This is a genomic window from Desulfolutivibrio sp. (genome assembly GCF_036584575.1).
GTDB lineage: Bacteria > Desulfobacterota > Desulfovibrionia > Desulfovibrionales > Desulfovibrionaceae > Desulfolutivibrio.
In genome coordinates this window covers 25,314-50,737 of the sequence record NZ_JAZHDB010000174.1, presented here as the reverse complement: position 1 = coordinate 50,737, position 25,424 = coordinate 25,314, and the positions used below count along the sequence as shown (strand labels likewise).

The 25,424-nt window shown below is 66.0% G+C and carries 20 protein-coding genes; 7 read left to right on the top strand and 13 right to left on the bottom strand.

All coding sequences use genetic code 11. The features are described from left to right. Positions 1–197 precede the first annotated feature (197 nt). Genes V3572_RS12835 through V3572_RS12825 form a run of 3 tightly spaced genes read left to right on the top strand, consistent with a single transcriptional unit; the run spans position 198 to position 4,181 of the window. Positions 198–1,961, top strand: coding sequence for a hybrid sensor histidine kinase/response regulator (locus V3572_RS12835; RefSeq protein ID WP_332111407.1), 1,764 nt, complete (start codon positions 198–200; stop codon positions 1,959–1,961). After that, a complete protein-coding gene (locus tag V3572_RS12830) occupies positions 1,958–2,992 on the top strand; it encodes a chemotaxis response regulator protein-glutamate methylesterase (RefSeq protein ID WP_332111406.1) in 1,035 nt (344 codons plus the stop codon). The genes V3572_RS12835 and V3572_RS12830 overlap by 4 nt, the downstream gene beginning before the upstream one ends. Next, positions 2,985–4,181, top strand: coding sequence for a SpoIIE family protein phosphatase (locus V3572_RS12825; RefSeq protein ID WP_332111404.1), 1,197 nt, complete (start codon positions 2,985–2,987; stop codon positions 4,179–4,181). The genes V3572_RS12830 and V3572_RS12825 overlap by 8 nt, the downstream gene beginning before the upstream one ends. 145 nt (positions 4,182–4,326) lie before the next feature. Here the strand turns inward: V3572_RS12825 and V3572_RS12820 are convergent, their stop codons facing one another. Beyond that, a complete protein-coding gene (locus tag V3572_RS12820; RefSeq protein ID WP_332111403.1) occupies positions 4,327–5,109 on the bottom strand; it encodes a DUF6125 family protein in 783 nt (260 codons plus the stop codon). Between the two features lie 543 nt (positions 5,110–5,652). On the opposite strand from V3572_RS12820, the gene V3572_RS12815 reads away from it, so the two are divergent. Genes V3572_RS12815 through V3572_RS12800 form a run of 4 tightly spaced genes read left to right on the top strand, consistent with a single transcriptional unit; the run spans position 5,653 to position 10,122 of the window. Then, entirely contained in the window at positions 5,653–6,507 is an 855-nt protein-coding gene (locus V3572_RS12815; protein ID WP_332111402.1) for a sugar phosphate isomerase/epimerase family protein, read from the top strand. Beyond that, positions 6,504–7,505, top strand: coding sequence for an ABC transporter substrate-binding protein (locus V3572_RS12810; protein ID WP_332111401.1), 1,002 nt, complete (start codon positions 6,504–6,506; stop codon positions 7,503–7,505). The genes V3572_RS12815 and V3572_RS12810 overlap by 4 nt, the downstream gene beginning before the upstream one ends. A gap of 2 nt (positions 7,506–7,507) precedes the next feature. Continuing rightward, entirely contained in the window at positions 7,508–9,160 is a 1,653-nt protein-coding gene (locus V3572_RS12805; protein WP_332111400.1) for an ABC transporter permease, read from the top strand. Between the two features lie 2 nt (positions 9,161–9,162). Beyond that, positions 9,163–10,122, top strand: coding sequence for an ABC transporter ATP-binding protein (locus V3572_RS12800; RefSeq protein WP_332111409.1), 960 nt, complete (start codon positions 9,163–9,165; stop codon positions 10,120–10,122). A 57-nt stretch (positions 10,123–10,179) separates the two neighbouring features. Here the strand turns inward: V3572_RS12800 and hypD are convergent, their stop codons facing one another. The 12 genes from hypD to V3572_RS12740 all read right to left on the bottom strand — a co-directional run bounded on the left by hypD (position 10,180) and on the right by V3572_RS12740 (position 25,409). After that, the gene (gene hypD, locus V3572_RS12795; RefSeq protein WP_332111399.1) at positions 10,180–11,274 is read right to left on the bottom strand and encodes a hydrogenase formation protein HypD; all 1,095 of its coding nucleotides are present in this window, start codon (positions 11,272–11,274) and stop codon (positions 10,180–10,182) included. A 3-nt stretch (positions 11,275–11,277) separates the two neighbouring features. Continuing rightward, a complete protein-coding gene (locus V3572_RS12790) occupies positions 11,278–11,568 on the bottom strand; it encodes a HypC/HybG/HupF family hydrogenase formation chaperone (protein ID WP_332111398.1) in 291 nt (96 codons plus the stop codon). Positions 11,569–11,642: 74 nt separating this feature from the next. After that, on the bottom strand, positions 11,643–12,857 hold the full coding sequence (locus V3572_RS12785) for a nitrogenase component 1 (RefSeq protein ID WP_332111396.1): 1,215 nt from the start codon (positions 12,855–12,857) through the stop codon (positions 11,643–11,645). A gap of 106 nt (positions 12,858–12,963) precedes the next feature. After that, the gene (locus V3572_RS12780) at positions 12,964–14,262 is read right to left on the bottom strand and encodes a nitrogenase component 1 (RefSeq protein ID WP_332111394.1); all 1,299 of its coding nucleotides are present in this window, start codon (positions 14,260–14,262) and stop codon (positions 12,964–12,966) included. 51 nt (positions 14,263–14,313) lie between these two features. Further along, a complete protein-coding gene (locus V3572_RS12775; RefSeq protein ID WP_332111393.1) occupies positions 14,314–15,081 on the bottom strand; it encodes a nucleotide-binding protein in 768 nt (255 codons plus the stop codon). Continuing rightward, positions 15,074–16,087 (bottom strand): [FeFe] hydrogenase H-cluster radical SAM maturase HydE, encoded by a 1,014-nt coding sequence (gene hydE / locus V3572_RS12770; RefSeq protein WP_332111392.1) that lies wholly within the window; start codon positions 16,085–16,087, stop codon positions 15,074–15,076. The genes V3572_RS12775 and hydE overlap by 8 nt, the downstream gene beginning before the upstream one ends. 22 nt (positions 16,088–16,109) lie before the next feature. Next, positions 16,110–17,771 (bottom strand): nickel-dependent hydrogenase large subunit, encoded by a 1,662-nt coding sequence (locus V3572_RS12765; protein ID WP_332111391.1) that lies wholly within the window; start codon positions 17,769–17,771, stop codon positions 16,110–16,112. 392 nt (positions 17,772–18,163) lie between these two features. Then, entirely contained in the window at positions 18,164–19,087 is a 924-nt protein-coding gene (locus V3572_RS12760) for a universal stress protein (protein WP_332111390.1), read from the bottom strand. A 32-nt stretch (positions 19,088–19,119) separates the two neighbouring features. Then, complete coding sequence (locus V3572_RS12755; RefSeq protein ID WP_332111389.1) at positions 19,120–20,067, bottom strand: CoB--CoM heterodisulfide reductase iron-sulfur subunit B family protein; 948 nt, start codon at positions 20,065–20,067, stop codon at positions 19,120–19,122. After that, on the bottom strand, positions 20,064–20,624 hold the full coding sequence (locus V3572_RS12750; RefSeq protein WP_332111388.1) for a 4Fe-4S dicluster domain-containing protein: 561 nt from the start codon (positions 20,622–20,624) through the stop codon (positions 20,064–20,066). The genes V3572_RS12755 and V3572_RS12750 overlap by 4 nt, the downstream gene beginning before the upstream one ends. 47 nt (positions 20,625–20,671) lie before the next feature. After that, on the bottom strand, positions 20,672–24,127 hold the full coding sequence (locus V3572_RS12745) for an FAD-dependent oxidoreductase (protein WP_332111387.1): 3,456 nt from the start codon (positions 24,125–24,127) through the stop codon (positions 20,672–20,674). Positions 24,128–24,245: 118 nt separating this feature from the next. Beyond that, positions 24,246–25,409 (bottom strand): Coenzyme F420 hydrogenase/dehydrogenase, beta subunit C-terminal domain, encoded by a 1,164-nt coding sequence (locus tag V3572_RS12740; RefSeq protein ID WP_332111386.1) that lies wholly within the window; start codon positions 25,407–25,409, stop codon positions 24,246–24,248. Positions 25,410–25,424 lie beyond the last annotated feature (15 nt).

Genomic DNA, 25,424 nt, shown 5'->3' with positions numbered 1-25,424 from the left:
CACGCCCAGAGTGTCCCGTCGGTCTTCAGGCCGAGGGACTTATTACCTCCAGCTAGGAACAGGCCCCCTCCGCAACGACGGGCCGGGGCGTCCCTGCCGCGCCTGCCGCGCCTGCCGCCCGGCCAGGACCGGCGGAGGCCGGAACCCCGACCGGGGACAGCCTGGTCCGGATCTCGGCCGCCAATCTCAACCGCTTCATGGGACTGGCCGGGGAATGTCTGGTGGAGGCCCGCTCCCTGGCCTCCATGAACGGGATTTTCCAGCGCCTTAAGGCCGGACAGGACGCCCTGTCCGGTGTGCTGGCCGCGCTGCGCGAGGCGGCCACGGCCGGGGAAGGCGCGCAGAATCGGCCCATGCCCTCCGGCCCGGGGGAGGCCGTCGGCTGCGGCGAACGCCTGGCCCAGGCCGGGCGGCTTCTTGCCGGTTCGCGGGAGGTTCTGATCCAGGGCATGGAGCGGTTCGACCTGTTCTCCCGGCGTCTGGAGAACCTGTCCGACAGGCTCTACAACGAGGTCGTCGACAGCCGCATGCGGCGGTTCTCCGACGGGCTGCACGGCTTTCCCCGCATGGTCCGCGACCTGGCCAGGGAGCTGGGCAAGCGGGTGTCCTTCACGGTCGCCGGGCAGGCCACCAAGGTGGACCGCGAGATCCTGGAGCGCCTGGAGGCCCCGCTGACCCATCTTTTGCGGAACGCCCTGGACCACGGTCTGGAGGCCCCCGAAGAGCGGGCCCGGCTCGGCAAGCCCGAAACGGGCGCCCTGACCCTGTCGGCCCGGCACTATGCCGGCATGCTGGCCATCACCGTCACGGACGACGGCCGGGGCCTTGACCCGGAGCGCATCCGGGCCAAGGTGCTGGAACGGGGGCTGGCCTCGCCGGAGATGGCCGGGGCCCTAAGCGACGCGGAACTCATGGATTTCCTTTTTCTGCCGGGGTTTTCCACGGCCGGGAAGGTCACGGAGATCTCCGGCCGGGGCGTGGGGCTGGATGTGGTCCACTCCATGGTCCGGGACGTGGGCGGCCAGGTCCGGGCCGAGTCCCGTCCGGGCCAGGGCATGACGTTTTTCTTGCGCCTGCCCCTGACCCTGTCCGTGGTGCGCACCCTTTTGGTGGAGGTGGCCGGGGAAGTCTACGCCGTGCCCTTGACCCGCATCGACCGCATCCTCTCCCTGGACCCGGGGGAGATAAGCGAGCTGGAGGGGCGGCAGTACTGCGTGTTCGAGGGCGACACCATCGGCCTGGCCCCGGCTTGGCGGGCCCTGGGCGCCGGGGGCGCCCGGGAGGCGGCCGCAGCGGCCAAGAGCGCCGGGAACCGGCCAGGGCTTTCCGTCGTCGTCATCAGCGACCGCATGAACCGTTACGGCATGGTGGTCGAGGATTTCCTCGGCGAACGCGACCTGGTGGTCAAGCCCCTGGACCCGCGTCTGGGCAAGGTTCCCTGCGTGAGCGCGGCTTCGGTCATGGAGGACGGTTCGCCGGTGCTCATCCTGGACGTGGACGACATGGTCCGGGCCGTGGACAACCTGCTGGGCCGGGGGCGGCTGGACCGGGTGGGGGAGGCCCGGGAGCGTCAAAGCGGCCGGACCAAGCGCATTCTGGTGGTGGACGACTCCCTGACCGTGCGCGAGACCCAGCGGCGGCTTCTGTCCAACCGGGGGTACGAGGTGGAGACGGCCGTTGACGGCATGGACGGCTTAAACGCCCTGCGCGGCCACGATTTCGACCTGGCGGTCACGGACGTGGACATGCCGCGCATGACCGGCATCGAGCTTGTGCGGCAGATACGGGCCGACGCCCGGCTGGCGGCCCTTCCGGTCATGATCGTCTCTTACAAGGATCGCGAGGAGGACCGCATGCAGGGGCTGGATGCCGGGGCGGATTATTACCTGAGCAAGGGCAGTTTCCAGGACGAAAGTCTGCTGGCCGCCGTGGCCGACCTGATCGGGGAGCCCGAGGCATGATCCGGGCGGCCATCGTCAACGACCTGCCCCTGGCGGTGACGGCCCTGCGCCGCGTCCTGGACGCCGCGCCCGGGATCGAGGTGGCCTGGACGGCGGTTGATGGGGCCGAAGCCGTGGACATGTGCGCCCGGGACGTGCCGGATGTGATCCTCATGGATCTCATCATGCCGGTCATGGACGGGGTGGAGGCCACCAGGCGCATCATGCGCCAGAGCCCATGCGCCATCGTGGTGGTCACGGCCACGGTGTCGGGCAACGCGGGCAAGGTCTTCGAGGCCATGGGGCACGGGGCCCTGGACGCCGTGGCTACGCCGGTTCTCGGCCTGGATGGGGCGATTGTCGGCGGCGAGGAGCTGCTCAAGAAGATTTTCACCATCGCCAAGCTGATCGGCAAACCGGGCGACGCAAAGGGGCAGTCCTTCCCGGTCCAGGCCGTCAGTCCTTCGGGCCATCCCCCCCTGGCGGTCATCGGGGCCTCCACCGGCGGCCCCAAGGCCGTGGCCGCCATCCTGGCCGGGCTGCCCCGGGGTCTCGACGCCGCCCTGGTGGTGGTCCAGCATGTGGACATGCGTTTCGCCGACGGCCTGGCCGAGTGGCTGGGCAGCCAATGTCTCCTGCGCGTCCAGGTGGCCATGCAAGACCAGCGGCTTTCCCCGGGCGTGGTTCATGTGGCCGGGACCAACGATCATCTGGTCCTGCGGCCCGACCTGACCCTTGGCTACCAGGCCGAGCCCGTGGACTATCCCTACCGCCCGTCCGTGGACGCATTTTTCGACAGCGTGGCCCGGTATTGGCCAAAACCCGGGGTGGCCGCGCTTTTGACCGGGATGGGCCGGGACGGGGCCAAGGGGCTTTTGGCCCTGCGCCAGGCCGGATGGCCCACCATCGCCCAGGACGAGGCCACGAGCGTGGTCTACGGCATGCCCAAGGCGGCTGCGGAGCTTGGCGCGGCGACGCGTATCCTGCCCCTGGCGGACATCGCCCGGGCCCTTTGCGACACCCTCACCCCTGGGAGCACGCCCCATGCCTGATGACCGCAACACCACCCCCGCCGCGACGGCCTTGACCGACCACGCCGTCACGGTCCTGCTCATCGACGACCAGGCCATGGTGGCCGAGGCCGTGCGCCGCATGCTGGCCGGCGAGCCGGGCATCGTGTTCCACTCTTGCCAGGATCCGGCCAAGGCCATCCAGACGGCCGAGCGCCTTCTGCCCACGGTCATCCTCCAGGATCTGGTCATGCCCGACATCGACGGGCTGACCCTGGTGAAATTCTTCCGGGGCCGCCCGAAGCTCAAGGATACGCCGCTGATCGTGCTCTCCACCAAGGAGGAGCCCGCCACCAAGGCCGAGGCCTTCGCCCTGGGGGCCAACGACTATCTGGTCAAACTGCCGGACAAGGTCGAACTCATCGCCCGCATCCGCCACCACTCCAACGGATACATCAACCTCCTGCAACGAAACGAGGCCTATCGCGCCCTTGAGGAGAGCCAGAAGGCCCTGGCCGATGAATTGGCCAAGGCCGCCGAATACGTCATCTCGCTTCTGCCGCCGCCCCTGGCCACAGGAGACATCCGCACCGAATGGAGCTTCGTGCCCTCGGCCCAACTGGGCGGGGACGCCTTCGGCTACCACGCCCTGGACGAGGACCATTTCGCCCTCTATCTCCTGGACGTCTGCAACCACGGCGTGGGACCGGCGCTTTTGTCCGTGCAGGCCCTAAACGTCCTGCAAAACCGCATGCTTCCCGGCGTCGACTACCGCGACCCCTCCCAGGTTTTGACGGCCTTAAACGACGCCTTTCCCATGGAGCGGCACAACAACCTCTATTTCACCATCTGGTACGGGGTGTACAACACGAAATCCCGGCGCCTGCGCTTCGGCAACGCCGGGCACCCTCCGGCCCTGCTGTTGACCCCGGACGGCCAGGCCGTGGACCTGATCAAAGGGAATCTGATGATCGGGGGCATGCCGGACATCGCCTACAAGAGCGACTCCCGGGTCATCGAACCGGGATCGCGGCTGTTTCTCTTTTCGGACGGGGTCTACGAGGTGGCCCCGCCGGGCGGGGAATACTGGCAGTTTTCCGAGTTCAGGGACTACATGGCCGGGCTTTCGGCCACGGGCGAGATCGAATCCCTTTTGGCCCATGTGCGGGCCATGGGCCGCCAGGAGGTGCTGGCGGACGACTTCTCCATGGTCAAGGTGATCTTCGACTGATCCAGGCGGCCGCAGGCCCGGCCTGTCGCGCCTGCGGCCTTCGCTGCGCCGCCAGGCGCCCCTGCCCAGGGTTGCGTTCGGTACTTTCCGTCATGGTTTGGCAGGCAGCAACACCTTGAAGCTCTGTTTTTTTGTGAACGCCACTCTAGCCTGGAATCGAGAAGCGCCAGGCGCAGGCGCATTCCGGGCGTGACTGCTCCGGCGGACAGCTGACGCACTCGGTCCTGATGACGGGGTCGATCCCGGCGGCAAAGGCCGCATATTCCGTCGAGCCGCCGGATATGCAGGGATAGGGCGGCAGTCCCTGGCGCGCCCGGGAGGACTGCACCCGGCACTGGACGATGCGCAGGACGAAAGACGCCGGGGTTTCCTCCACGATATCCCATTGGTTGACGCAGGCGATGAGCCGGGCCCCCAAGGCCTGCCTGAGGGCAGGCAATCCGCCCGCCTCGGGCAATCCCAGGCGGGCCTTGGCGCGGACAGCCTCGTAATACCCCAGGCGCGACCAGCAGGTGTCGTTGACCCGCTTGGCGTCGTGCATGCCGCGTTCGTCTTCGACGGCCCGGAACCAGACCCCGTCCGCCGCCAGCCAGGAAACCGACAGGGCGGACAACAGCCGCTCGAGCTTTTCCCTGCCCAGGCCCGCCACAAGCGCGGGCACGTCGCCCGGAAGATCCAGGGCCTTTTCGATGCGCCTGGCCAGAAGCGGCAACAAGGCGTCTCCGGCCCGGGCCTCCATGGAGACGGCGGCCTGCGGGCCGAACTGATGCGCCGCCTCGGCCAGCCACAGGCCGTAATGCACGGCGATCTGCCTGACGGCCTCGGCCGCCTGCCGGGCCAGAACGGCGGTTTCTTCCGTGCCCTCCGGGGCGTCGCCGCCGTGGAGATCGACCTGTTCCGGCTGATTGGGCGAGCCCTGGGATTTCATTCGCGACGTCCCTCCTGATTCGCGCCATGGCGCGTGACGATGTTTTGATCCATCAACAAACACGGACGGCCCCAGCATATCCAATTGTTCGATCGTTTGCATCTCCGGGGGGCGGCTCCCCCTTCTTTCGCCGCACGGCCTGAACGCCGCGCAAATCCCCACACCTTGTGTGCTATGAGCATTCGCGAACAGATCGACGGTTTTCATCCTCGACGTGGCGGGCATGTCCGGGCGCGCCGCGAAGGGGGAGGCGTGACGTGCAGGCGGGGGCTGGCGGCGTCGGCGCAAAGGACGGTCCTGACGGTGGAGAGGCCGTCCCAGGCGCGGCGACACGGCTCATACGCCCAGAAGAGGACGTGATGCGATGGGTACTTGAGGAATTTAGTATATTTTGAGTCCATTGTATTTGAATTTACTATTTGTATCGTGTCTTTATATCAGAAAATCATATTTGACTTTGCATGAAACATCCAACACATTGCCATCATAATGTCCGATACCTGCTACGTGAAACATATGCCATAGCCAATGCATCTTCCCCAGTTGGCCATAACCAATCAGGCCTTCGGGTCTGTTCAGAGTCTCCTGGAGTTCTGCCGGACGTACGACTGCAGCGCTGCGGAATACACCTTTCGGCGTGGGGCGCTTTCCCGGCATGAGGTGTCGCAAGAGATTCCCGACATCGAGATGTTGCGCGGCGCAGGGCTGCTGCTGCGGTACCACCTGGCCTTTCCCGGCTTCGACCTGGGACATCCGGACCCGGCCCGGGCCTCCGAGGCCGTGGGGTTCTACCTTTTTTGTCTGCGCGCCGTGGCCGATCTGGGCGGCGACCGCGTCACCCTGCACATCGGCCTGGACAGGGCGCTGCGGGGGCGTGTGGACTATGCGGCCGCCGTGGACGGGCTGCGGGAGCTGACGGCGGCGGGCGAGAGCCTGGGGGTGCGGGTGTGTCTGGAGAACCTGCGCCTGGGCAGGACCGGCGATCCCCGCCAGTTTCAGGCGCTGCTTGCCCAAAGCGGCGCGTTCGCCACCCTGGACGTGGGCCACGCCTACGCCCGCGAGGCGGCCTCCGCCGTACCCGGGTGCGCCCTGGACTTCATACCCCGCTGCAACGGCCGGTTGCTTGGCGCCCATGTCTACGAAATCGAGGCGGCCGTGCATCCGGGGGGACCGGCACGGCACATGGCGCCCCGCGACCTGACGGCCATCCGGCCGCTTCTCGACGCCATGGTGTGGGAAACATCGTGCGACTGGTGGCTGGTCGAACTGATGGACGCCGGGGAGATGGCCGACACGTTGCGGCTTCTGCGCCGGTATCAGGACGAGATCAGAACCGCAGGCGGCGCGTCTGTACAGGCCGCCGACAAGCCGCACGCCAACGAAAAGGAAATCGCATGAAACGCAACGGCTTCGGGAGACTTGCGGTGCTGCTGGCCGGGGTCATGGCCTTGTTTTCCGCCCAGACGCTTTTGGCGGCGGATACGGAACTCAACGTCATCGCCGCCTACAACGCCAAACAGGACATTTTTGACGCCTTCAGCAAGGCCACGGGCATCAAAGTGAACCAGTTGGACATGTCCTCGGGCGAGGTGCTGGCCCGCATGCGGGCCGAGAAGGGCCGCCCCCTGGCCGACGTCTGGTTCGGCGGAGGCGTGGACGCCTTCATCGCCGCCAAAAAAGACGGGTTGCTCGAACCCTACATCTCGCCCCAGGCCGCGAACATCGATGCGAAATACAAGGACGCCGAAGGGTGCTGGACGGGCATTTCCCTGGTCACGGTGGATTTCGTGGTCAATACGCAGATCCTGAAGGAGCGGGGCATCCCCATCCCCGAGACCTGGGAGGCGCTGACCGCGCCCGCGTTCAAAGGGGAGATCTCCATGTCCGACCCCTCCATCTCGGGCACGGCCTATTTTACGCTCTACAGCGTGCTGGCGGCCAGGGGAAAGGAAAAGGGCTGGGAGTTTTTTGCAAAACTGGCCGAGAACATCCCCTTTTACGCCAAGCGCGGCTCCGAGCCGCCCCAGCGCGCGGCCATGGGCGAGGCGCTGGTGGGCCTGGCCCCGGGGCTGTGGCCTGAATTGCAGGCCCAGGGCTACCCCATCCAGTACGTGTTCCCCACCGACGGCATTCCCTGGTGGCCCGCGCCGGTGGCCATCTTCAAGGACGCCGAGCACATGGAGGCCGCCAAGGCCCTGGTGGACTGGGCGCTTTCCAAGGAAGGGCAGGAAGTGCTCAAGACCAAGGATCCGCGCTTCCCCATCCGGGCCGACGTGGCCCCGCCCGAGGCCCTGGCCGGGGTCGACACCGCAACCTTCATCCCCATGGACTTCCTCACGGCGGGCGCGGAGCGGGCCGAGGTGCTCAAGACGTGGCAGGAACGGTTCGCCAAATAGACGTGGAAAAGACGCCCGGCGGGGCGGTCAGGCGGGCCGCCCCGTTTTTTCTCTCGCCCGAGGGGCTGTTCTTCGGCCTGCTTATGGCGAGCGTGCTGGTGTTTGTTTTGTGGCCCATTGCGGCGATTTTTCTGCAAAGCGTGGTCATCGAAGGTCGACTGAGCCTTGCCGAGTACGTCCACCTTTTCACCAACGAGGCCGGGCTGCTCTGGAACAGCGTGTCCGTGTCCGCGCTGACTACGGTGCTGTCCCTGGGCCTGGCCACCGGCGTGGCCCTGTACCTGACCCACACCCGTCTGCCGGGCAAACGCCTGGTCTTCGGCGTGCTCATGCTTTCCATCATCGCCCCGCCCTTCGTGTCGTCCCTGGTGTACATCATGCTCTTCGGGCGTCGCGGGCTCATCACCCACCAACTGCTGGGGCTCAACATCGACCCCTATGGGTGGCAGGGCGTGGCGCTCATGCAGACGGCCGGGTTCACGGCCATGGCGGCCCTGCTCATCCTGGGGGTGCTGCACCGGGTGGACCGCAGGCTGGAGCATGCGGCGCACGACCTGGGGGCTTCGATCCCCCGCGTGCTTTTGGGCGTCACCCTGCCCCTGGCGGCCCCCGGGCTGCTGGTGGCCGCCGTGGTGGTGTTCATCCGCGCCCTGTCCGATTTCGGCACGCCGATCATCATCGGCGGGCGGTTCACGGCCCTGGCCACCCAGGCCTACCTGAACGTGGTGGGGCTTTTCAACATGCCCCGGGCCGCCGCCATGAGCATCATCCTGCTGCTTCCGGCCCTGGCGGCATTTCTGCTCTACCGGCGCATCCTCGGACGAACCAACGTCCTGGGCGCGGCCCCCGTGCTGGAGAGCGCCCGGGACCGCATCGGGCTCTCGCCCGGGGTCCAGTGGATCCTGGCCCTCACCACCTGGGGATTTATCGGTTTCGAGCTTGTGAAGTACGCCACCATCCTGTGCGGGGCCTTCACGCGAACCTGGGGGGTGGATTTCACCCCCACCCTGGGCCATCTCCAGGCCTTGAGCGCCGACCGGCTGGGCAGCTTCTTCCGCAGCCTGCACTATTCCTTCACCGCCGGGGCGGTCGGGGCCATTCTGGGCGGGGTCATCGCCTACGTGCTGGTGCGCAAGCGTCCACCCGGCGGCAGGGCCTTGGATTTCATCGCCGATTTGCCCTACATCATCCCCGGGCCGTTTTTCGGCATCGCCTATATCCTGGCCTTCCACAACCCCCCCCTGGCGTTGACCGGAACGGCCTTCATCGTGGTGGCCAACTGCGTCTATCGGCAGTTGCCCATCAGCATCAAGGCGGGCATGGCCGCCCTTGCCCAGTGTCGGCCCGAGACGGAGGCCGGGGCGCGCGACCTGGGGGCCCGGGAACGCCATGTCATCGTGGACATCGTGGCCCCGCTCATGAAGCCCGCGCTGCTCATCGCCTTCATCAACACCTTCACCTCCACCATGATCACCATCGGGGCCATCATCTTCCTCATCTCGCCGGACACCAAGGTGCTGACCGTGGACATGTTCGCCGAAATCAAGCGAGGCCGCATCGGCGAGGCCGCCGTGTTGGCCAACGTGATCATCGTCTCGGTGCTGGCCGTGAACCTGCTTTTTTCCTGGCTGTACCTGCGCAGGAGCAAGACGTGACCATGTTTCTGGAACTGCGGGCGCTGAGCAAGCGGTACGGCCGGTCCGCCGCCGTGGACCATCTGGATCTGGCTGTCGGCAAGGGCGAATTCGTGTGCATTCTCGGCCCCAGCGGCTGCGGCAAGACCACCACCATCGGCATGGTGGGCGGCTTTGTCGCCCCCACCCGGGGCCGCATCCTGCTGGACGGCGAGGACGTGACCGGACTGCCCCCCAACGTGCGGCCCACCTGCACCGTGTTTCAGAACTACGCCCTGTTCCCGCACATGAACGTGCTCAAAAACGTGGTCTACGGGCTCAAGTTCCGCAACGTCACGGGCAGGCAGGCCCTTCGCGTCGGAGAGGCCATGCTGGACATGATGGGGCTGTCCGGTCTGGGCGCCCGCCGAGTGACCGACTTAAGCGGCGGCGAGCAACAACGCGTGGCCCTGGCCCGGGCGCTCGTCCTGAAGCCCAAGGTGCTTCTTCTGGACGAACCCCTGAGCAACCTGGACGCGAGGCTGCGCTTCACCTTGCGCAAGGAGATACGGGAGTTGCAGACGCGGCTGGGCATCACCATGCTCTACGTCACCCACGACCAGGAGGAGGCCCTGGGGTTGGCCGACCGCATGGTGGTCATGAACGCCGGCCGCATCGAACAGATCGGCGCGCCCGAGGAGGTGTACGCCCGTCCGGCCACGCCCTTCGTGGCCCGGTTCCTCGGCCGGGCCAACCTCCTGTGCGGGGAGGATGGGCTGCTGCTGGTCCGGCCCGAGGACATGCTCCTCTCCCGCCAGGTCGGCCGCTATCGCGGAACCGTGGTTCATCGCCAGTTCAGCGGTCCCATCACCACCTATTTCGTGGAGGTCGGCCTTCCGCGTCCCCTGGAGGCGGACATGCTCAGCAATTCGGACCAGCGGTACGGCGTGGGCGAGGCGGTTTCCGTGGATTGGCGGCGCGACCTGAGCATCCGCGACGGGTGACGCCCACGGGAGGCCCGGCCGCCGCTGCCGCAATCCAGAAGAATTCGATCGGACATGTCACTCCACCTGGTATTTGTAATAGGCCGCGCACGAGCCCTCGGTGGAGACCATGCAGGGCCCCACGGGCTTGGCCGGGGTGCAGGCCTTCTTGAACAGCGGGCACTGGTCGGGCCGCAGACGGCCCCGGAGCACCTCGCCGCATTTGCAGCCGGGCAGGGGCGGGCATTCCTCGATGCTCAGGCCGTACAGCCGTTTCGCGTCAACATCCGCGAAGTCGTCGGCAAATTCCAGCCCGGAGCCCGGAATGCGGCCCAGGCCGCGCCACAGGGCGTCGCAGGGCCGGAAAACCCGGTTCATGACCTCCAGGGCCCGGGGGTTGCTCGTATCGGAGACCACCCGGCGGTAGAGGTTTTTGACCTCGGCCCGTCCCTGCCTCTGGCGTCGGGCCAAAAACAGCAGGGATTCGAGGATGTCCACGGGCTCGAAGCCGGTGACCGTGGCCGATTTGCCGAAGCGGGAGGCGATGAATCCGTAGGGCTCGGTCCCGATGACCGCCGAGACGTGGCCGGGCAGGATGAAGGCGTCGATGCCCGCCTCCGTGTCGGAGAGGAGCACCTCCAGGGCCGGGGGGACCAGCTTGTGGAAGGCCAGAACCTTGAAGTTGGACAGCCCCTGCTCCCGGGCCATGAGCACCGTTCCGGCCACGGTGGGGGCCGTGGTCTCAAAGCCCACCCCCAAAAACACCACGGTGTCCCCGGGGTTGTCCCGGGCCAGGGCCAGGGCGTCCGGGGGCGAGTAGACCACGGCCACCCGCGCCCCCTCGGCCTGGGCGCCTTTCAGGTTGCGTCCCCGGCTGCCGGGGACGCGCATGAGATCCCCGAAGGTGGCCACGATCACGCCCGGGCGTCCGGCCAGGTCCAGGAAGGCGTTGACCTCGGACTCGTGGGTCACGCACACCGGGCAGCCGGGGCCGGACAGATGCACGACCTGGGGCGGCAACAGCGAGCGAAGCCCGCTTTGGAAGATGGCCACGGTGTGCGTGCCGCAGACCTCCATGAAGCGTAGTTCGCCGTCCAGTTCGTCCCGCAGGCGCGTAAGCAGGGTATGGCACAGTTCGGGGTCGCGGAACTGGCGCAGGAGGGTCTGGTGCATGGCCTAGGCCTTCCGGAGGGCGGTGGCTGGCGCGTCGGCGGCGACCGCGCAGGCCGTGGCGTCCCCCTCGATGGGACACTCGCCGCCGCGAAGCAGGCGCAAGGTCTCCTCGGCCTCGGCCGGGTCCATGATCCGCAGGGCGAACCCGGCATGCACCATGAGCTGGTCCCCGGGGCTGGGGAGATCAGGCAGAAGCATAAGCGACGCCCGGATGATCGATTGTCCTTCGCCCAGGCGGCAGGTGGCCACTCCGTCGGCGATGCGGATGACTTCGGCGGGAACGGCGAGACACATGGCATCCTCCTTGGCGGGCGACGCGGGAAAGGCCGCGCCACCTTGGCGTGAGATGCGTTTCCGTCGCGGTCGCGTTACGGCTGCGGCGTTCCGGAGAACTGTCCGGCCAGATAGTCGTACCCCTTGTCCACGGCGTATTCGTACGGCAGATCCCAGTTGAGCCGGGCGCTCATGGCGATATGCGGCATGGGGATGAACCGGGTCGGCCGGGTCAGCAGGGCCGCGTAGCACGGGTCGGCGATGACGCAGTCCACGGCCGGGTCGTTTAGCAGGGCCTCGATGTCCTGCTCGCTGTCCGTACACACGTCGCGGGGACCGCGCTTAACCAGGGTTCCGCAGCAACCGGGGGCGGTCTGGTAGAGGGCCTGGGCGGGAGTGACGGAAACCACGTCCACCTCGGGGACGCCGAAGTCCAGGCGCAGGCAGCGTTTGAGGCCGTAGCCGAGGACCGGTTCCCCGATGACCAGGGCCCGGCGGCACGGCGGGTTGCCTGCCGGGGCCGGGGCCGGGTTGACGGCCTCCCCGCGCAGCAGGGCGAAAAAGTCGTCGCGGCTGCGCCGCCCCACGGGCAGGCCGACCACGTAGGGAATCCCGTAGGCGGCGAACATATGGTCGGCCAGGGCCAGGCCGCTGGTGGAGACCACCACGTTGCGCTGGGCCTCGGGGGCCTGGCGGATGGCCGAAAGGGGGTCGGCCTGGCCCGGGCGGGGCACGGAGAACACGCTGACCAGGGAATATCCGGCCTGTTCGATGGCCGAGAGCAGGGGCTCGATGTGCTCCTCCTTGCCCGTGGACAGGTGGATGGCCCCCAGGACGTTGATGCCGTTTGTGCGGGTTGTCTCCGGTTGGACCATAAACTTTCGGGCCAGGGCCAGAAAGGCCTTGGCGGCCCCCTCGGGATAGGGTTCGGAACCGGCCGTGGGGACCATGAACACGGGCCGCGAGGTCCGGGACTCCAGGGTCCGGGAAAAGCCCTTGAGGTCCGTGCCGATGATTTCGGAGATGGGCGTCCCGGCCAGGGCCACGAAGCGCCGCTCAAGCTGCATGGAGACCGTGGCGATGTTGTTGATGAACGTGTCGTCGTTGCCTAAAATCACGTCCATCTCCAGGAGTCCGGCCCCGACCACGGTGGCCGGTCCCCGGTACCAGCGCGGCTCGTCCTCGATGTTGATGTGCCAGGCCCCTCCGGCCGGGCCATAGACCACCACGAGGCCGTCGAAGGCGTACAGCGCCGAACTGACGCCAAAGTAGCCCGTGGCCAGGGGGAGCAGTTTGTGGTACAGCTTCATGCCGCATATCCTTGGCGTTTTTCGTGCATTTCGGATGGAGCACGTCGTTTCATATCCATTTTTCCTCTCATCTTCAGGCCTGACGGCTGTCGTGTCGGGCTTGTTTCTAGATAAGAAACTGGTTTTTGTAGATCAGGTCGTGGTTGCTGACCGGGTTTTCCATGGCGCTGCGCGTCTGGGTAAGCATCCACAGCGCGTTCTCGTATCCGTATTTCTGTTCCTGATAGCGCGACAGGGGGACATTGACCGCCTGGGCGCAGAACATGCCCGCGTCCACGCCATAGGCCACCCCGATGTGGTCGAAGGGCGCGGTCTCGCCGCACAAGTTGGGATGGGACACGTTGTACACCCGGATGTGGGGGGCTTTCTGGCGCAACCCCTCGATGAGCTTCCATTCATAGGCCGCAAAGCCGCCGCGGCCGAAAATGGTATCCACCTGGAGCCCCATGTCCGCCAGGGCGGCGGCCAGCTCGTAGGGGCTGCCGTTTATGGCGCACCCCACGGCGAGCGGCGTGTCCCGCAGGGCGTGGCACAGGCCTTCGGCGGCCTGCCGGGCGCCCTGCTCCAGGGCGGCGACGTCAAGGGACCGGCCCACAGCCTTTTCAATGGCCGCGTAGCGGGCCGCGATGGTGGAGAACCCGTAGGCCGTGGGCACGAAGACGGCGGGAATGCCCATGTCCTTGTCCATGCGGTTGGCCAGGCTGTTGGCCAGGGGATGCAGGACCAGGGAGCAGGAGGCCTCGGCCATGCGCGAGAACTCCGTCAGGTCGGCGCACAGGGGGATCTGGCGGATGCGCTCCACCCCGGCCCGGCGCAGGACGCCGTAGAGCTCCCCGGATTCCGAAAGGGGCATGAAGGTGCCCAGGATGTTCACCGCATCGGGGTCGGGGGTGCGCGCCTCGTGCTTGAGGAAATCGAAAAACGAGGTGTAGGCCGAGGTGAAGGGCGAGTCCTTGAGCCCGATGGTGATGGGGGCCATGGCCCCCAGGATGATCCGCCGTCCGGTGGCCGCCTCCAGGCGGGCGATGACCCCGGTGAAATCCGTGCCCAGGATGTAGTCCGGACAGCCCACGATGAGGAAGATGACCTTTTCCGGTCGCCTGGCCGCGATGTCCAGGATGCCCTGTTCGATCTTCTCCAGGTGCCGCCCCATGGTCATGTCCAGCTCCGGGACGCACAGCATGAAAAACCGGTCGGTGAACCCCCGGGCGTGGGCCATGAACGCGGAATGGCGCAGGCAGGCCGAGGGCCCGGCCATGACGCACAGGGATTCGGGCAGAAGCAGGCAGGTCTCGATGACCCCCCATCCGGCCAGGTTGGGCCCCACGCCCTCCAGCGGCGCGAAGGGAAAATCCTCCCTGCGCGTCAACTGCTCCAAGGTGATGCCTGCTCGCTCCACATGCATGAATCGTTTCCTCCGGGGATCTCGGTTGCGGTCGCGTGTCGCGGTGCGGCCTCAGGCCGCGTCCCGTTTTTGGGCAAAGGCCGCCAGGGTCCGGGCCAGATCGAAGAACCGGGCCGAGGTGGAATGGGCCGGATCGCCCTCCACGATGGTCTGGCCGTGTTCCTCGAAGGCATGGATGGTCCGGTCGCGGGGGATGATCCCGAGAATCCCGGTGTCCATCTCCCGGGCGAAGTCCGAGACCCGCTCCACCTCGTCGGGCATGTCGCGGCGGTTGAGGATCAGGCCCCCCAGTTCGGCGTAGTTGCGATCCGCGAAGTTGCGCAGGGCCAGGATGATGTTTTTGGCCGCCAGAAGGGCCATCTTCTCGCCCGAGGTGACGATGGCCACCTTGTCGGCAAAACCCTCGCGCATGGGCACGGCGATGCCCCCGCAGACGATGTCGGCCAGGATGTCGTAGAGCACCACGTCCGGGGCGTACCGGGCATAGGCGTCCATCTCGTCCAACAGTTCGAAGGCCGTGAGCATGCCCCGTCCGAAACACCCGACCCCCGGCGTGGGGCCGCCGACCTCCAGGCAGGCGACGCCGCCGAATCCGGTGCGCACCAGGGCGTCGAGGTCTGCGGGCTTCCCCTGTTCCTGGAGATATTGCAGGATGGGGGGGGGCGTCCGGCCGCCAAGCAGGTTGATGGTCGAATCCGTCTTGGGGTCGCAGCCGATCTGCATCACCTTGTATCCGTCCACGGCCAGGGCCGCAGAGACTCCGGACGTCACCGTGGATTTTCCGATGCCGCCCTTTCCGTAAATGGCGATCTTAATCACAGGCTTCTCCTTGCATCTTGAGGGAATCCCCTTTTCCTGCCGCCGCCTCCCGTCCGGCCCGGCGCAGGACGTCTTTGGCCTCCGCGATGGAGACGTAGCGTTTTTTCGTGGTGATCTGGAATTCGTATTCGATCTTGTCCTTCTTGCTTTTGAGAAAGGGGTTGCAGTTGGGCATGATCACGTTGGCCCCGCCCTGGACAAAGGCCCGGTATTGCCCGTCCTCGGGGGCCAGGGTGGCCACGGTGTTGGCCGCCGCCAGATGGGTGTTTCCGGTCACGATCCGGGTCAGGGCGAACACCCGGAGCATGCGGTCCATGTCGCCGATGGCCGCGCCGCACAGGGGCGTGTCAGCATGGGGGATAAACGGGCCGATGTTGACCATGTCCGGCTGGAAGTCCTGGAAGAAGGCGATGTCTGCGGCCAGATCCTCATCCGTCTGACCCGGCAGGCCCACCACGTTGCCCACCCCGGTCTGGTAGCCCAGGGCGCGCAGGGTCTCGATGGTCCGCAGCCGATCCGCGAGCCGCAGCCCGGGGCGCATCCTGGCGTAGAGATCCGGGTTCATGGTCTCGTGCTTCATGAGGTAGCGGCTGGCGCCGACGTCCCGGAAGGCCCGCAGGTCGTCATCGGGCCGCTCCCCCAGGCTTAAGGTGACGGCCACGTCGGCGCTGTCCACGATCCGCCGGATGACGGAACACAGCAGTTCCCGGGTGTAGCCGTAGTCCTCGCCGGACTGCAGGACCACGGTGCCCAGGCCCGCCTCGGCAATGGCCAGGGCCGTCTCCACGATCTGGTCCCCGGTCATCCGGAACCGTTTGATGTCCTTGTTGCTTTTGCGCAGGCCGCAATACAGGTCGTCGCGGCAGCAGCAGTTGGAGAAATGCACCACGCCGCGAAGCTGGGCCACGTCGCCGCAGTATCGCCTGCGCACCTCGTCGGCCTGCCGAAACAGGTTTTGTTGTCCGGCTTCATCCTGCACGGCGGCCAGAATATCTTTTGCGTCCATATCGTCGTCCTTTCCAAGCCGCCTATTTGGCGTTGACGGTCACCACTCGCCCGGCGCCTGCGTCCTCCACCCGGAGGATGCAGGCGTTGCAGGGATCGAAGGCGTGTATCGTGCGCAGGATCTCCAGGGGGCGCGCGGCGTCGGCCACGGGCGTGGCGAGAAGGGCCTGCTCCAGGGGGCCGCGAGTCCCGTCGGGGCTTCGCGTGGAAAAATTCCACAAGGAGGGCACGAGGGACTCATGCCGGACGATGCGCCGGTCTTCCATGCGGATGCGATGCGCCAGCGACCCCCGGGCGATTTCGGCCAGGCCCGTACCCTCGCCCGAGGCCGGGAGGTCACGGACGTCGGCCCGAAGCGCTGCGCCCTCGCGGGCCAGACAGCGGTCCAGGCTGTCCAGCCAGGACAGGGCGGCCTGGATCAGGGCGGCGGCCTCAAGGCCCCGGGCCAGCATTCGGCCCAGGGTGGAGTTTAGGGCCGCAAGGGGCAGGTTCAGTCGGCCCAGAGCGTCGTCCACGACGGCCTGCACCACGCCGTTGCCTGCTGCGTAGGCCCCGCAAATCCTGGCCAGGGGGCCCACCTCGCAGGCCAGTCCGGCGTTGCGGGGAGCGCCAAACCACACAAAGTCTTCGGATTGAAAGCGGTAGACCGGCTGGCCCGGCCCGAAACGCAGCCGGTAGTGGTCTGCGTCGACCCCGTTCCAGGCCGTTTCGCCGTCCTCCCAGGCCATGCCCAAAGAGGCCGGAGGGGCCTGAAGGATGCCGCCCGGGGTGCATATCCCGCCGGGATAAAACGGGGGTTGGCCATCCTCTCCGGGGAGGTCGGTGAAGGCCAGGAAGACTCCGGTTCGGCCGATGTCCGCCCAGCCCCGGTAGGCGTCGGCCACGCGCAGGATGTCGGGCAAAAAGGCGTGCAGGATGAAATCCCGGCACTGGCGCACAAGGGCGGCGCATCGGGCGCGCGCCGCAGGCGACAGGTCCGGGGCGCCGCCAGGGGATGTTCCGGCGCTCCCGGCCAGGCCGCCGACCTGAAACGCCGGGTGCTCCGCGCCGGTACATCGCAGGACGGCCAGGGCCTCGGCCAAGTCGGCCCGGACGCGCATGGCCTGCGGGACATGGCTGAAGGCCAGCAGGCTGCATTCCGGGGAGGCCGCATAGGCCGGGTGGCCATAGTCCCCGACGGCGAAAAAGGCGCCGCTCTCGCCCTCGGCCAGGGTCTTAAGGCGTGCGACGGCGTCCCGGTAGAACTGCTCGCCTCCCGCCTCCGGCCGGGGGGAATCGTCCCGGTCCAGGCGCGCGCTCTTCCCGGGGTCCGCGCGCAGGGCCAGCCCCAGGTTGAGCCAGTCCGAAAGGTGAAACAGATAAAAATGCCCCAGGTGTTCGGACACCCATTGCAGTCCCTGGGTCAGGTTGCGCACCAGACGCGCGGCAGGCGGCACGGACAGGCCAAACAGATCCTCGACGGCCCGGACGGCGGCCAGGGCATGCCCGGCGTTGCAAAGACAGGACGCGCGGGTGGTGAATTGCGGCCCGTGGGCGCCGAACGTGGCGCCCAGCAGGTAGTTCATGTCCTGGATCATCCGGCCCGTGCTCCAGGCCTCGGCCACACGCCCGCCGGACAGGGCCGCGCTGATGACGAAGGTGTTGCCTTCGCAGGTGACGATGCTGCTTTCGAGATCGCTGTGCATGGCCTGTCTTTCGCTCCAGGGTGGCGTCAATCGCGCGGCCATGGGCCGGGGCCCCGGCGGCGGGGGCCGTGGCCCGGATCAGCCCCGGACGGCGGCATTAAATTCTTATTAATCGTATATAAAGCATATGAATATAAAAAACATAACACGCAGACGTCCATACTCCCCATGTCGGCAAGATGCAATCGGTTCAGGAAAAAATCCCGGCCGCCCTGCGGCCTGGTTCGCGGCGGAGGCTTTTTCGTGGGGATCGCCCGTGGGCGCCGGGAGGGGCATTGGGAACGAAAAAGGGCTTACAGCGACTTTGCCGTAAGCCCTTGAATTCCGTCGGCGTCTGGACGGTCTTGCCCTGATCCGGCCGGACACGGCGTCCGGCAATGGCCGCACTCGATCTAAACGGTGCTCGTGACCTCAACCACCTGCCCGGTTTGATCGTACATCATCCCGCACCGCAGATCGAAATGCCTGTTGACGCTCATGGTCGGGCAACCGCAGTTCAGGGCCACCTTGGTCACTGTGGACCCCAGGAAGGCCTTTTCCGGGTCCGTCTCCTTGGAGTGGTGAGCCATGATGACCAGGTCGGCATTCTTTTTTTGGGCGACATCGAGGATTTCCATGGGAGGGTCGCCGACGGCGCATTCAAACGAGCAGTCCTTGAGGCCTTCGAGCCTGCCGCCGTATTCGCTTTGCAACCGGTTGCGCGCCTTTTCGATCTGATCCCGGATGTCCGAGGGGTAAATCTTGTTGGATTCCAAAATGTTGAGCACCGTGAGCCCGGCCTTGTAATGCCGGGCCAGCTGCCCGGCGTAGGCCACTGCGCATCCCGCCTGCTCGGAGAGGTCCGTGGCGGCCACAATGGTCTTGAAATCCCCATTTCCCGGCGTCTCCCTGGTCACGATCATCACCGGACAACGGGCCCGCTGGCTGACCCTTTCCAGAGTGCTTCCGGCCATGCCCCACATCTTGGAGCGCTTTTCCGCATGTTCCTTGGTGTGTGGTCCCATGATGATCAAATCCGCATTCTTCTTCCGGGCCACCCGCAGAATCTCGTTGTGCGATATGCCAGCCACCACGATGACCTCGCAGTTCGGCATCTTGCACAGACGTTCCTTGTAGTATTCCTTCATGTTCTCACGGATACGGTCGACGACGCCCGAGGTCTCGAGATGCTCCATGGCGCCCCAGCCCTGTTCCATGCCGCAGACATGGAGCAGATACAGTTTGGATTCAAAACGGCTGGCGAAGCTAAAGGCCTTTTCAGCGGCATTTTCACAAATAGATGATGGCGTTACGGCCAGTACGATGTCCTTGAACATGATTATTCCCTCCTTCTCTCGGGTTGGGGACGCTACGCCGTGGTGGCGGCAGCGGTGGAAAGCTCCTTGGGATGGACGAGTTTGTCGCGAAAGGCCTCGGTAACGGCCAGATTCTTCTCCAGGAGGATCTGCTGTGCAGGAAGGCCCAGGGCCAGCCCGACCAGTTGCGACAGGTACAGGACCGTGATCGGCCTTCCCTCGCCGCCCGCGCGGAGAGCCTGATTCTGATAGGCGTCCAGATTCATTTGGCACATGGGGCAAACCGTGGCGATGACGTCGGCCCCGCCTCCCTCCTCGTCCTCCGGACCGCCGGGGGGGGCTGCGGAGGCCGCCCGGAGGATTTCACCCACGGAAACCAGGGCCGCCTCCTTGTGCGTGGCCATAAGCGACGCGCCGCAGCACCGGCCCCCCATGTTCCAGGGATGGACCGCCGCCCCCAGGGCCTCGAGGATCGGCTCCATGGAAGTGGGCCGTTCGGGATCGTCGAAGACCCGGTAGGGCCGCAGGATCTGGCAGCCGTAGTAGGGCGCGACCGTCATGCCGTGTAGAGGCTTTTCCACCTTTGCGCGCACGGCCTCCGGGCCGACGTCGTTTATGAGGACGTCCAGAAGATGGCGCACCCGCCCGGTCTTGCCGGTATAGGCGAGTCCCTCGTTTTCGAGCAGGGCGTTGGTTTGGGCCATGACCGACTTGTCGGCCAGGACGTTGCGTTGCAGCTTGAGCAGGTTCAGATAGCAGGCGCTGCACGGGACCAGCACGTCCAGCCCGGGCATGGCCTTCTCGGCCAGGGCCAGGTTTCTGGCGGGCAGGGCCAGGCTCAGATTGTGATCGACCGATTCGGCGGCGCTGGCCCCGCAGCAGGTCCAATCCGGGATTTCCTCGATCTCCACCCCCAGGCGCTCCATGATGGCCCGGACGGAGACGTCGAACTCCTGCGCGCTTTCCCGCAGGGAACAGCCAGGGTAGTAGGCATATTTCATGGCCGGTCTCCTTGTGTGGCCGCGTTTTTGAACAGGCCCTCAAGCCTGCCCTTCTGATTGCCGGACGGCCCGTGGAGTTTGCCCTTGCCGAGCATGCGCAACCCCAGGGGGAGGAACGCGAAAGGCAGGGTCGGGCTTTTCATGGTCAGGAAATAGCTGGTCATGAGGGCCGACTCCTGAACCCGCCCATAGGTGCGGACGTTGTCCAGGAAGGTTTTGTAGAATGTGGCGTTGTCCCCGGTCTTTTCGGGGTAGCACCGGGCGGCTAGGCGTCGCAGCGCGGCCATGACCTCCGTCAGGGGCAGGCCGCGCGGGCAACGCAGGGTGCAGGTGTAGCAGGACGAGCACATCCAGAAGGAACCGGCCGCCAGGGCGTCGTCGACAAAGCCGAGTTGGAGAAGCCGCCACAGCTCCCGTGGCGTGGTCGCCATGGCGAAGGCGTTGGGACAGGAGGCTGAGCAGGTTCCGCATTGCATGCAGGGCTGCAAGGATTTGCGGATGGCGTCCATAGCCAGTGCGGGCTCGTCGTGGGTGGGTTGCGTCTGATCCGTTTTCATGCGTGACTCCGTTGGCCTTAGGCTTCACTTCGTGGTCTTTCGCCGTGTTATTCCACCTGCGCCGCCCGGGGCGGGGCGGTAAGCGAGGCGTCGATGACGGCCATGACCTGGCGGTCGTTGAACCCCCTGAGGAAACTGGCGCTGTTGGGACAGACCGCCGCACACGAGCCGCACCCCTGGCACAGAAGTTCGTCCACCACGATCCGGTCCTTTTCCATGTCCAGGGTTCTGGCGCCATACGGGCAGACCGTCAGGCACTTGCCGCACAATGAGCACAGGCTGGCCCTGACCTCGGCCACGACATTGGCCTGGGCCATGCTCTTGTCGCACAGCACCCGCAAGGCGCGTTGGGCCGCCGCCTTGGCCGAGACGATGGTCTCGGGCATGTTGGCCGGCCCCCTGGCCACCCCGCAGACGAACACCCCCTGCTTGAGGAAATCCACCGGCCGCCACTTGGACTCGGCCTCCTGGAAAAATCCGTCCGGCCCCACCGGAACCCCGAAGATTTCCGAGAGTTCATCCACGTCGTTGGGCTCGATGCCGTCGGACAGGGACAGGATGTCGGCATGGATTTCCAGGTCGCGTTGCAGGATCGGATCACGCACCCTGATCACGGGGTTGCACGCATCGTCAAAACTGACCTTGGGCCGGTGGGCCAGGTCGTAGCGGATGAAGATGGCCCCCGCCTTCCTGGCCTTCGTGTAGTATTCTTCCGAGAAGCCGTAGCTCATGATGTCCCGGTACAGGACATAGATGGGCAGGTCCGGATGCTTGTTTTTCAGGTGCAGGATGATCTTGAGCGCCCCGGCGCAACAGACGCGCGAACAGTAGCCGCGGGACTCGTCCCTGGCGCGCCAGCACTGGATCATGGCCACCGAGGACAGGGCTGCCGTATCCAGCGCGCCCGTGGCGATCCGCATCTCCATTTCCTGATGGGTGATCACGGTTTTCCGGTCCAGGAAGCCATAGTCGTACACCTTGGCCCGCTTGCCGCCCGTGGCCAGGATGGTGACCCCGTGCTCCACCGGAACGCCGCCCTCACTGGTGGAGACGATGCTCATGAAGCGGCCCGCCTTCCCGGTGGACAGGGCCACCCGGGCCTTGGTCAAGATTCGGATGTTGGGATGCTTGCGGACCTGGTTGATGAGTTCCTCCATGAACCGGACAGGATCCTCGCCCCGCAGCGTCCAGTGCAGCTTCATGGCCAGACCGCCCAATTCTTCGGTTTCCTCCACCAACGTGACCTTGTGGTCATGGTCCGCCAGCCCCAGGGCCGCCGTCATGCCGGCCAGGCCGCCGCCGACCACCAGCGCCCCGGGGTAAACGGGACTGCGCCTGGGAAGGGGCGCGGGGTCAGACCCCGCCAGTTTGGCTGCGGACATGCCCACGGCGGCCAGGATGTCGCGCTCAACCTGTTCCTGATCGGTGTCCTCGCGGGAGAACAGGGGCGTATGGATGTCCACCACGTCCATAAGCGATGGGCTCAGGCCGATGAGGCCGCCCAGTTCCCTGAGTCGCGGCACGTAGGCGTAGGGCATGCAGGCGCCGATGAGGATCCGGTTCGGGGAGTGTTTTTCGGCGAGCTCCTTGATCTGGTTCCAGCCTTCGGCGGTGCAGGCCCGCTCCACCGTCTCCACCGTGCGCACATACGGCAGGTTGGCCAATCCGGCCCGAAGCCTGTCCATGTCCAGGCTTTCCGGCATGATCGGGCAGGAGCGGCACAGGACCGCCAGGGTCTCCGGCATCTGCCGGGAGACGTCACGATAGTGGGGAACCGGTTCGTCGAGACGTTCCCGGATGGGGGCAAAGAGTTTGATCAGGCGGGAGGCGCCAAGGGCGGCCGCCCCGGACTGGAGGACCGATTCGGCAATGTCTTTGGGGCCGTTGGCGGAACCGGCGGCGAATACCCCCAGACGGCTGGTCCGGCCGGGGTTCATATCCTGGCTCTTGCAGAAGCCGAAGGCGTTGGTCTCCACGTCCGTAGCCCTGGCCAGGGCGGCCATGCTCTTTGCGGGGCGGGCGCCGACGCCCAGGACAAGCATATCGAAGGACTCTTCGATGGTGGCGCCCGCGTCGTCGATATACAGGAGTTTGAGGCCGCCGCCTTCCCGTTCCGGGTCCGGAACGGCAGAGTGCGGCCGGAAGCGGATGAAACGCACGCCGTGGATTTCCTCCGCCTCGCGCCGGTAATGGTCGAAATCCCGGCCAAAGGTGCGCATGTCCATGTAAAAAATGGTTGTCTCCACATCCTTGCCCAGGGCCCGCTTGGCCAGGACCGCCTCCTTGATGGACGCCATGCAGCAAAACGAAGAGCAGAAATCCGCATTTTTCTTGACATCCCTGGACCCGATGCACTGTATCCAGGCGATTTTTCGCACCGGTCCGCCGTCTCCCGGACGGACGAGTCGGCCGCCCGTGGGGCCCGTGCCGCTCATGAGTCGCTCGAATTCCACGGAGGTGACCACCCCGGGCAGGATGCCGTAGCCCAGGGAATCGGCCATTTCCGTCGGGTCGTAACACTCGAAGCCGGTGGCCAGGATGACTGCCGCCACATCCATCTTGATGCGCTCGTCGGACATGATGCGCATGTAGTGTTTGTCCAGCCAGGGGACGAATTTGGAACGCTTCAGGGGGTGAAGCAGATAGTCCCTGGCGCCGAGGGCCACCAGGGCTCGGGCCTGTTCACCCTTTAGGGGCCCGCCCAGGACGATGATCGCCAGGTCCGGCCGGATCTCCAGAGCCCGGGTGATGATCCGCTCGGGGTCGATGTTTTTGAGGCTCAAGTCCAGAAGGAGCATCCGTATGGACTCGTCCCCGGTGATCTGGTTCAGCGCCTCGTCTCCGGTCGTGGCCTGGAGGAAGGGAAACTTGATGTCTTCGAACCATTTGGAATACTGCGCGGCGGTGTTTTCCTCCGGGTCGGCCACCAGGATCTTGAACTGCTCGCGTGCTTCGAGCTTGAAATCGACGGCCCCGGTGGGGCAGGTCTCGAAGCACCTCCAGCAGCGCAGGCAGGCGTCGAGGTCCACAACGTAATGGTTGGGGATGTTGTGGGGAACGGGCAGGTAGATGGCCCCCCGCTCGCCCAGGCCGGCGTTGAATTCGTCTTTCACCTTGACCGGGCAGACCTCCGCGCATTTCCCGCAGCCGATGCATTTGGTCGCATCCACAAAGGGGGCCTTGCGGTTCACCACGGCCTGGAACTTGCCGGGCTCGCCATCAAGGGAAACCAGTTCCGTGGAAAGCATGATGTCGATGTTTTTATGGAACAGGCCCTTGCGCATGCAGAACTGGCTGGATGCGTCGCGTTCGGTCAAGGGGAGCATCTTGCACATGCCGCAGTGGTCCGACGGGAACTGGTGGTCCAGTCTGGTCAAAAGCCCCCCGATGTGCGGACGGATGTCGATCAGCGCGACCTTGTGCCCGGCCTCGGCCAAATCCAGGGCGGATCGGATGCCGCCGATGCCCGCTCCCACCACCAGGGCGTCATAGGTGCTTTTCATGTGGTTCTCCTTGGAGTGCAGCCCATCGCCCGCCGTCCGTAAGGGATGGCCAGGACTTCCCAGTGTGCCAACCGCGCGTTGCGATCATGTCTACTCCCCGTGCTCGGGAACAAAGCGTTCACTCCATATGGCCCGTGACCTCGGCAAACTCATGCTCCTGAAATACGGAAAGGGGCGGCGGCTCTTCCGGGCTCCGTCCGGCCTGGTAATTGAAGACGTCCTGGACCCCGGCCGCCGTCATCCGGAAAAGCTCCATGACCGGCACGTCGTTGGGACAGGCGTTGGAGCATTGCCCGCAGCCGACGCAGGCCGTGCTCATGTGCGCCAGCCTGGTCAGGTGGAAGAACAGGGTGTCCGAAGGCAGCTTGAGCGCCCCCTTTTTCTTGGCCCAACTCATGAACTGCCAGGGATCATGATCAAAAACATCCGTGACGAAGACGCACTCCCGGCAGTAGCAGACCGGGCAGGCCACCCGGCAGTTGTAGCAATTGACGCATCCCGAAAGATATTCGCCGAGTTTCTCCAGGCTGTCCGTGGCGGCCTGGGTCTCCTTGAACATGGCGTCGCGATAACGGACGCGTTCCGTGATCGCGGCCGACAGGGCGCTGGTCCGGTTGTCCGCCGTGACGGTTTCGACCTCGGGCAGGCCCATGCGGCTGATGACGGCCTGTCCCTTGGCGGTCTGGGAGACCAGGGTGATGAGCTTTCCCGGGTCCGCGCCGAAAAGGCCGATCATGCAGTCGGCCGCCTGGGCCATGGGATGCTCGCAGGCCCGGCAGGCCCGGGCCAGGGACATGGCCCCCCCGACCTCGGGGACGTGGAGGCCCCCGGGGAGGAAGGTTTTCAGAAATTCCCGCGAAACCTGCTGCGCGCCGTGTTCGGTGGAATACGCATGGTAGTCCCTGTTGGTGAAGGCGCCCGGACAGTCGACGCCGACGAGCAGGACGTTGTCCATGCTGCCCTGGTTCAGCTTGACCAGTTCCACGAAGGCCCTGATTTCGCAGGGCCGCATGACGGCCGCGATCATGCCCTGGGATTGGCCGCGGGTGAGTCGGCCCAGAAGCCGTGCGGCGTTGAGCGGGAAGGCCGGGGCCAGGGGATCCGCTTCGTTGAGAAGTTCCGGGTCCACGATCAGCGCGGGCATCACGGCCCCGCCGCCGGGCGAGTGCCGTTGGACCAGGATCGCCGCGATGGCTTGGTCGGCCAGGAGTTTGCGCAATACCTCCCGCACCGCCAAAGCGGGATCGGCGTCGTTGACAAGGATTTTCGCCGTGGTAGCCATGCCGTCCTCCGGGAA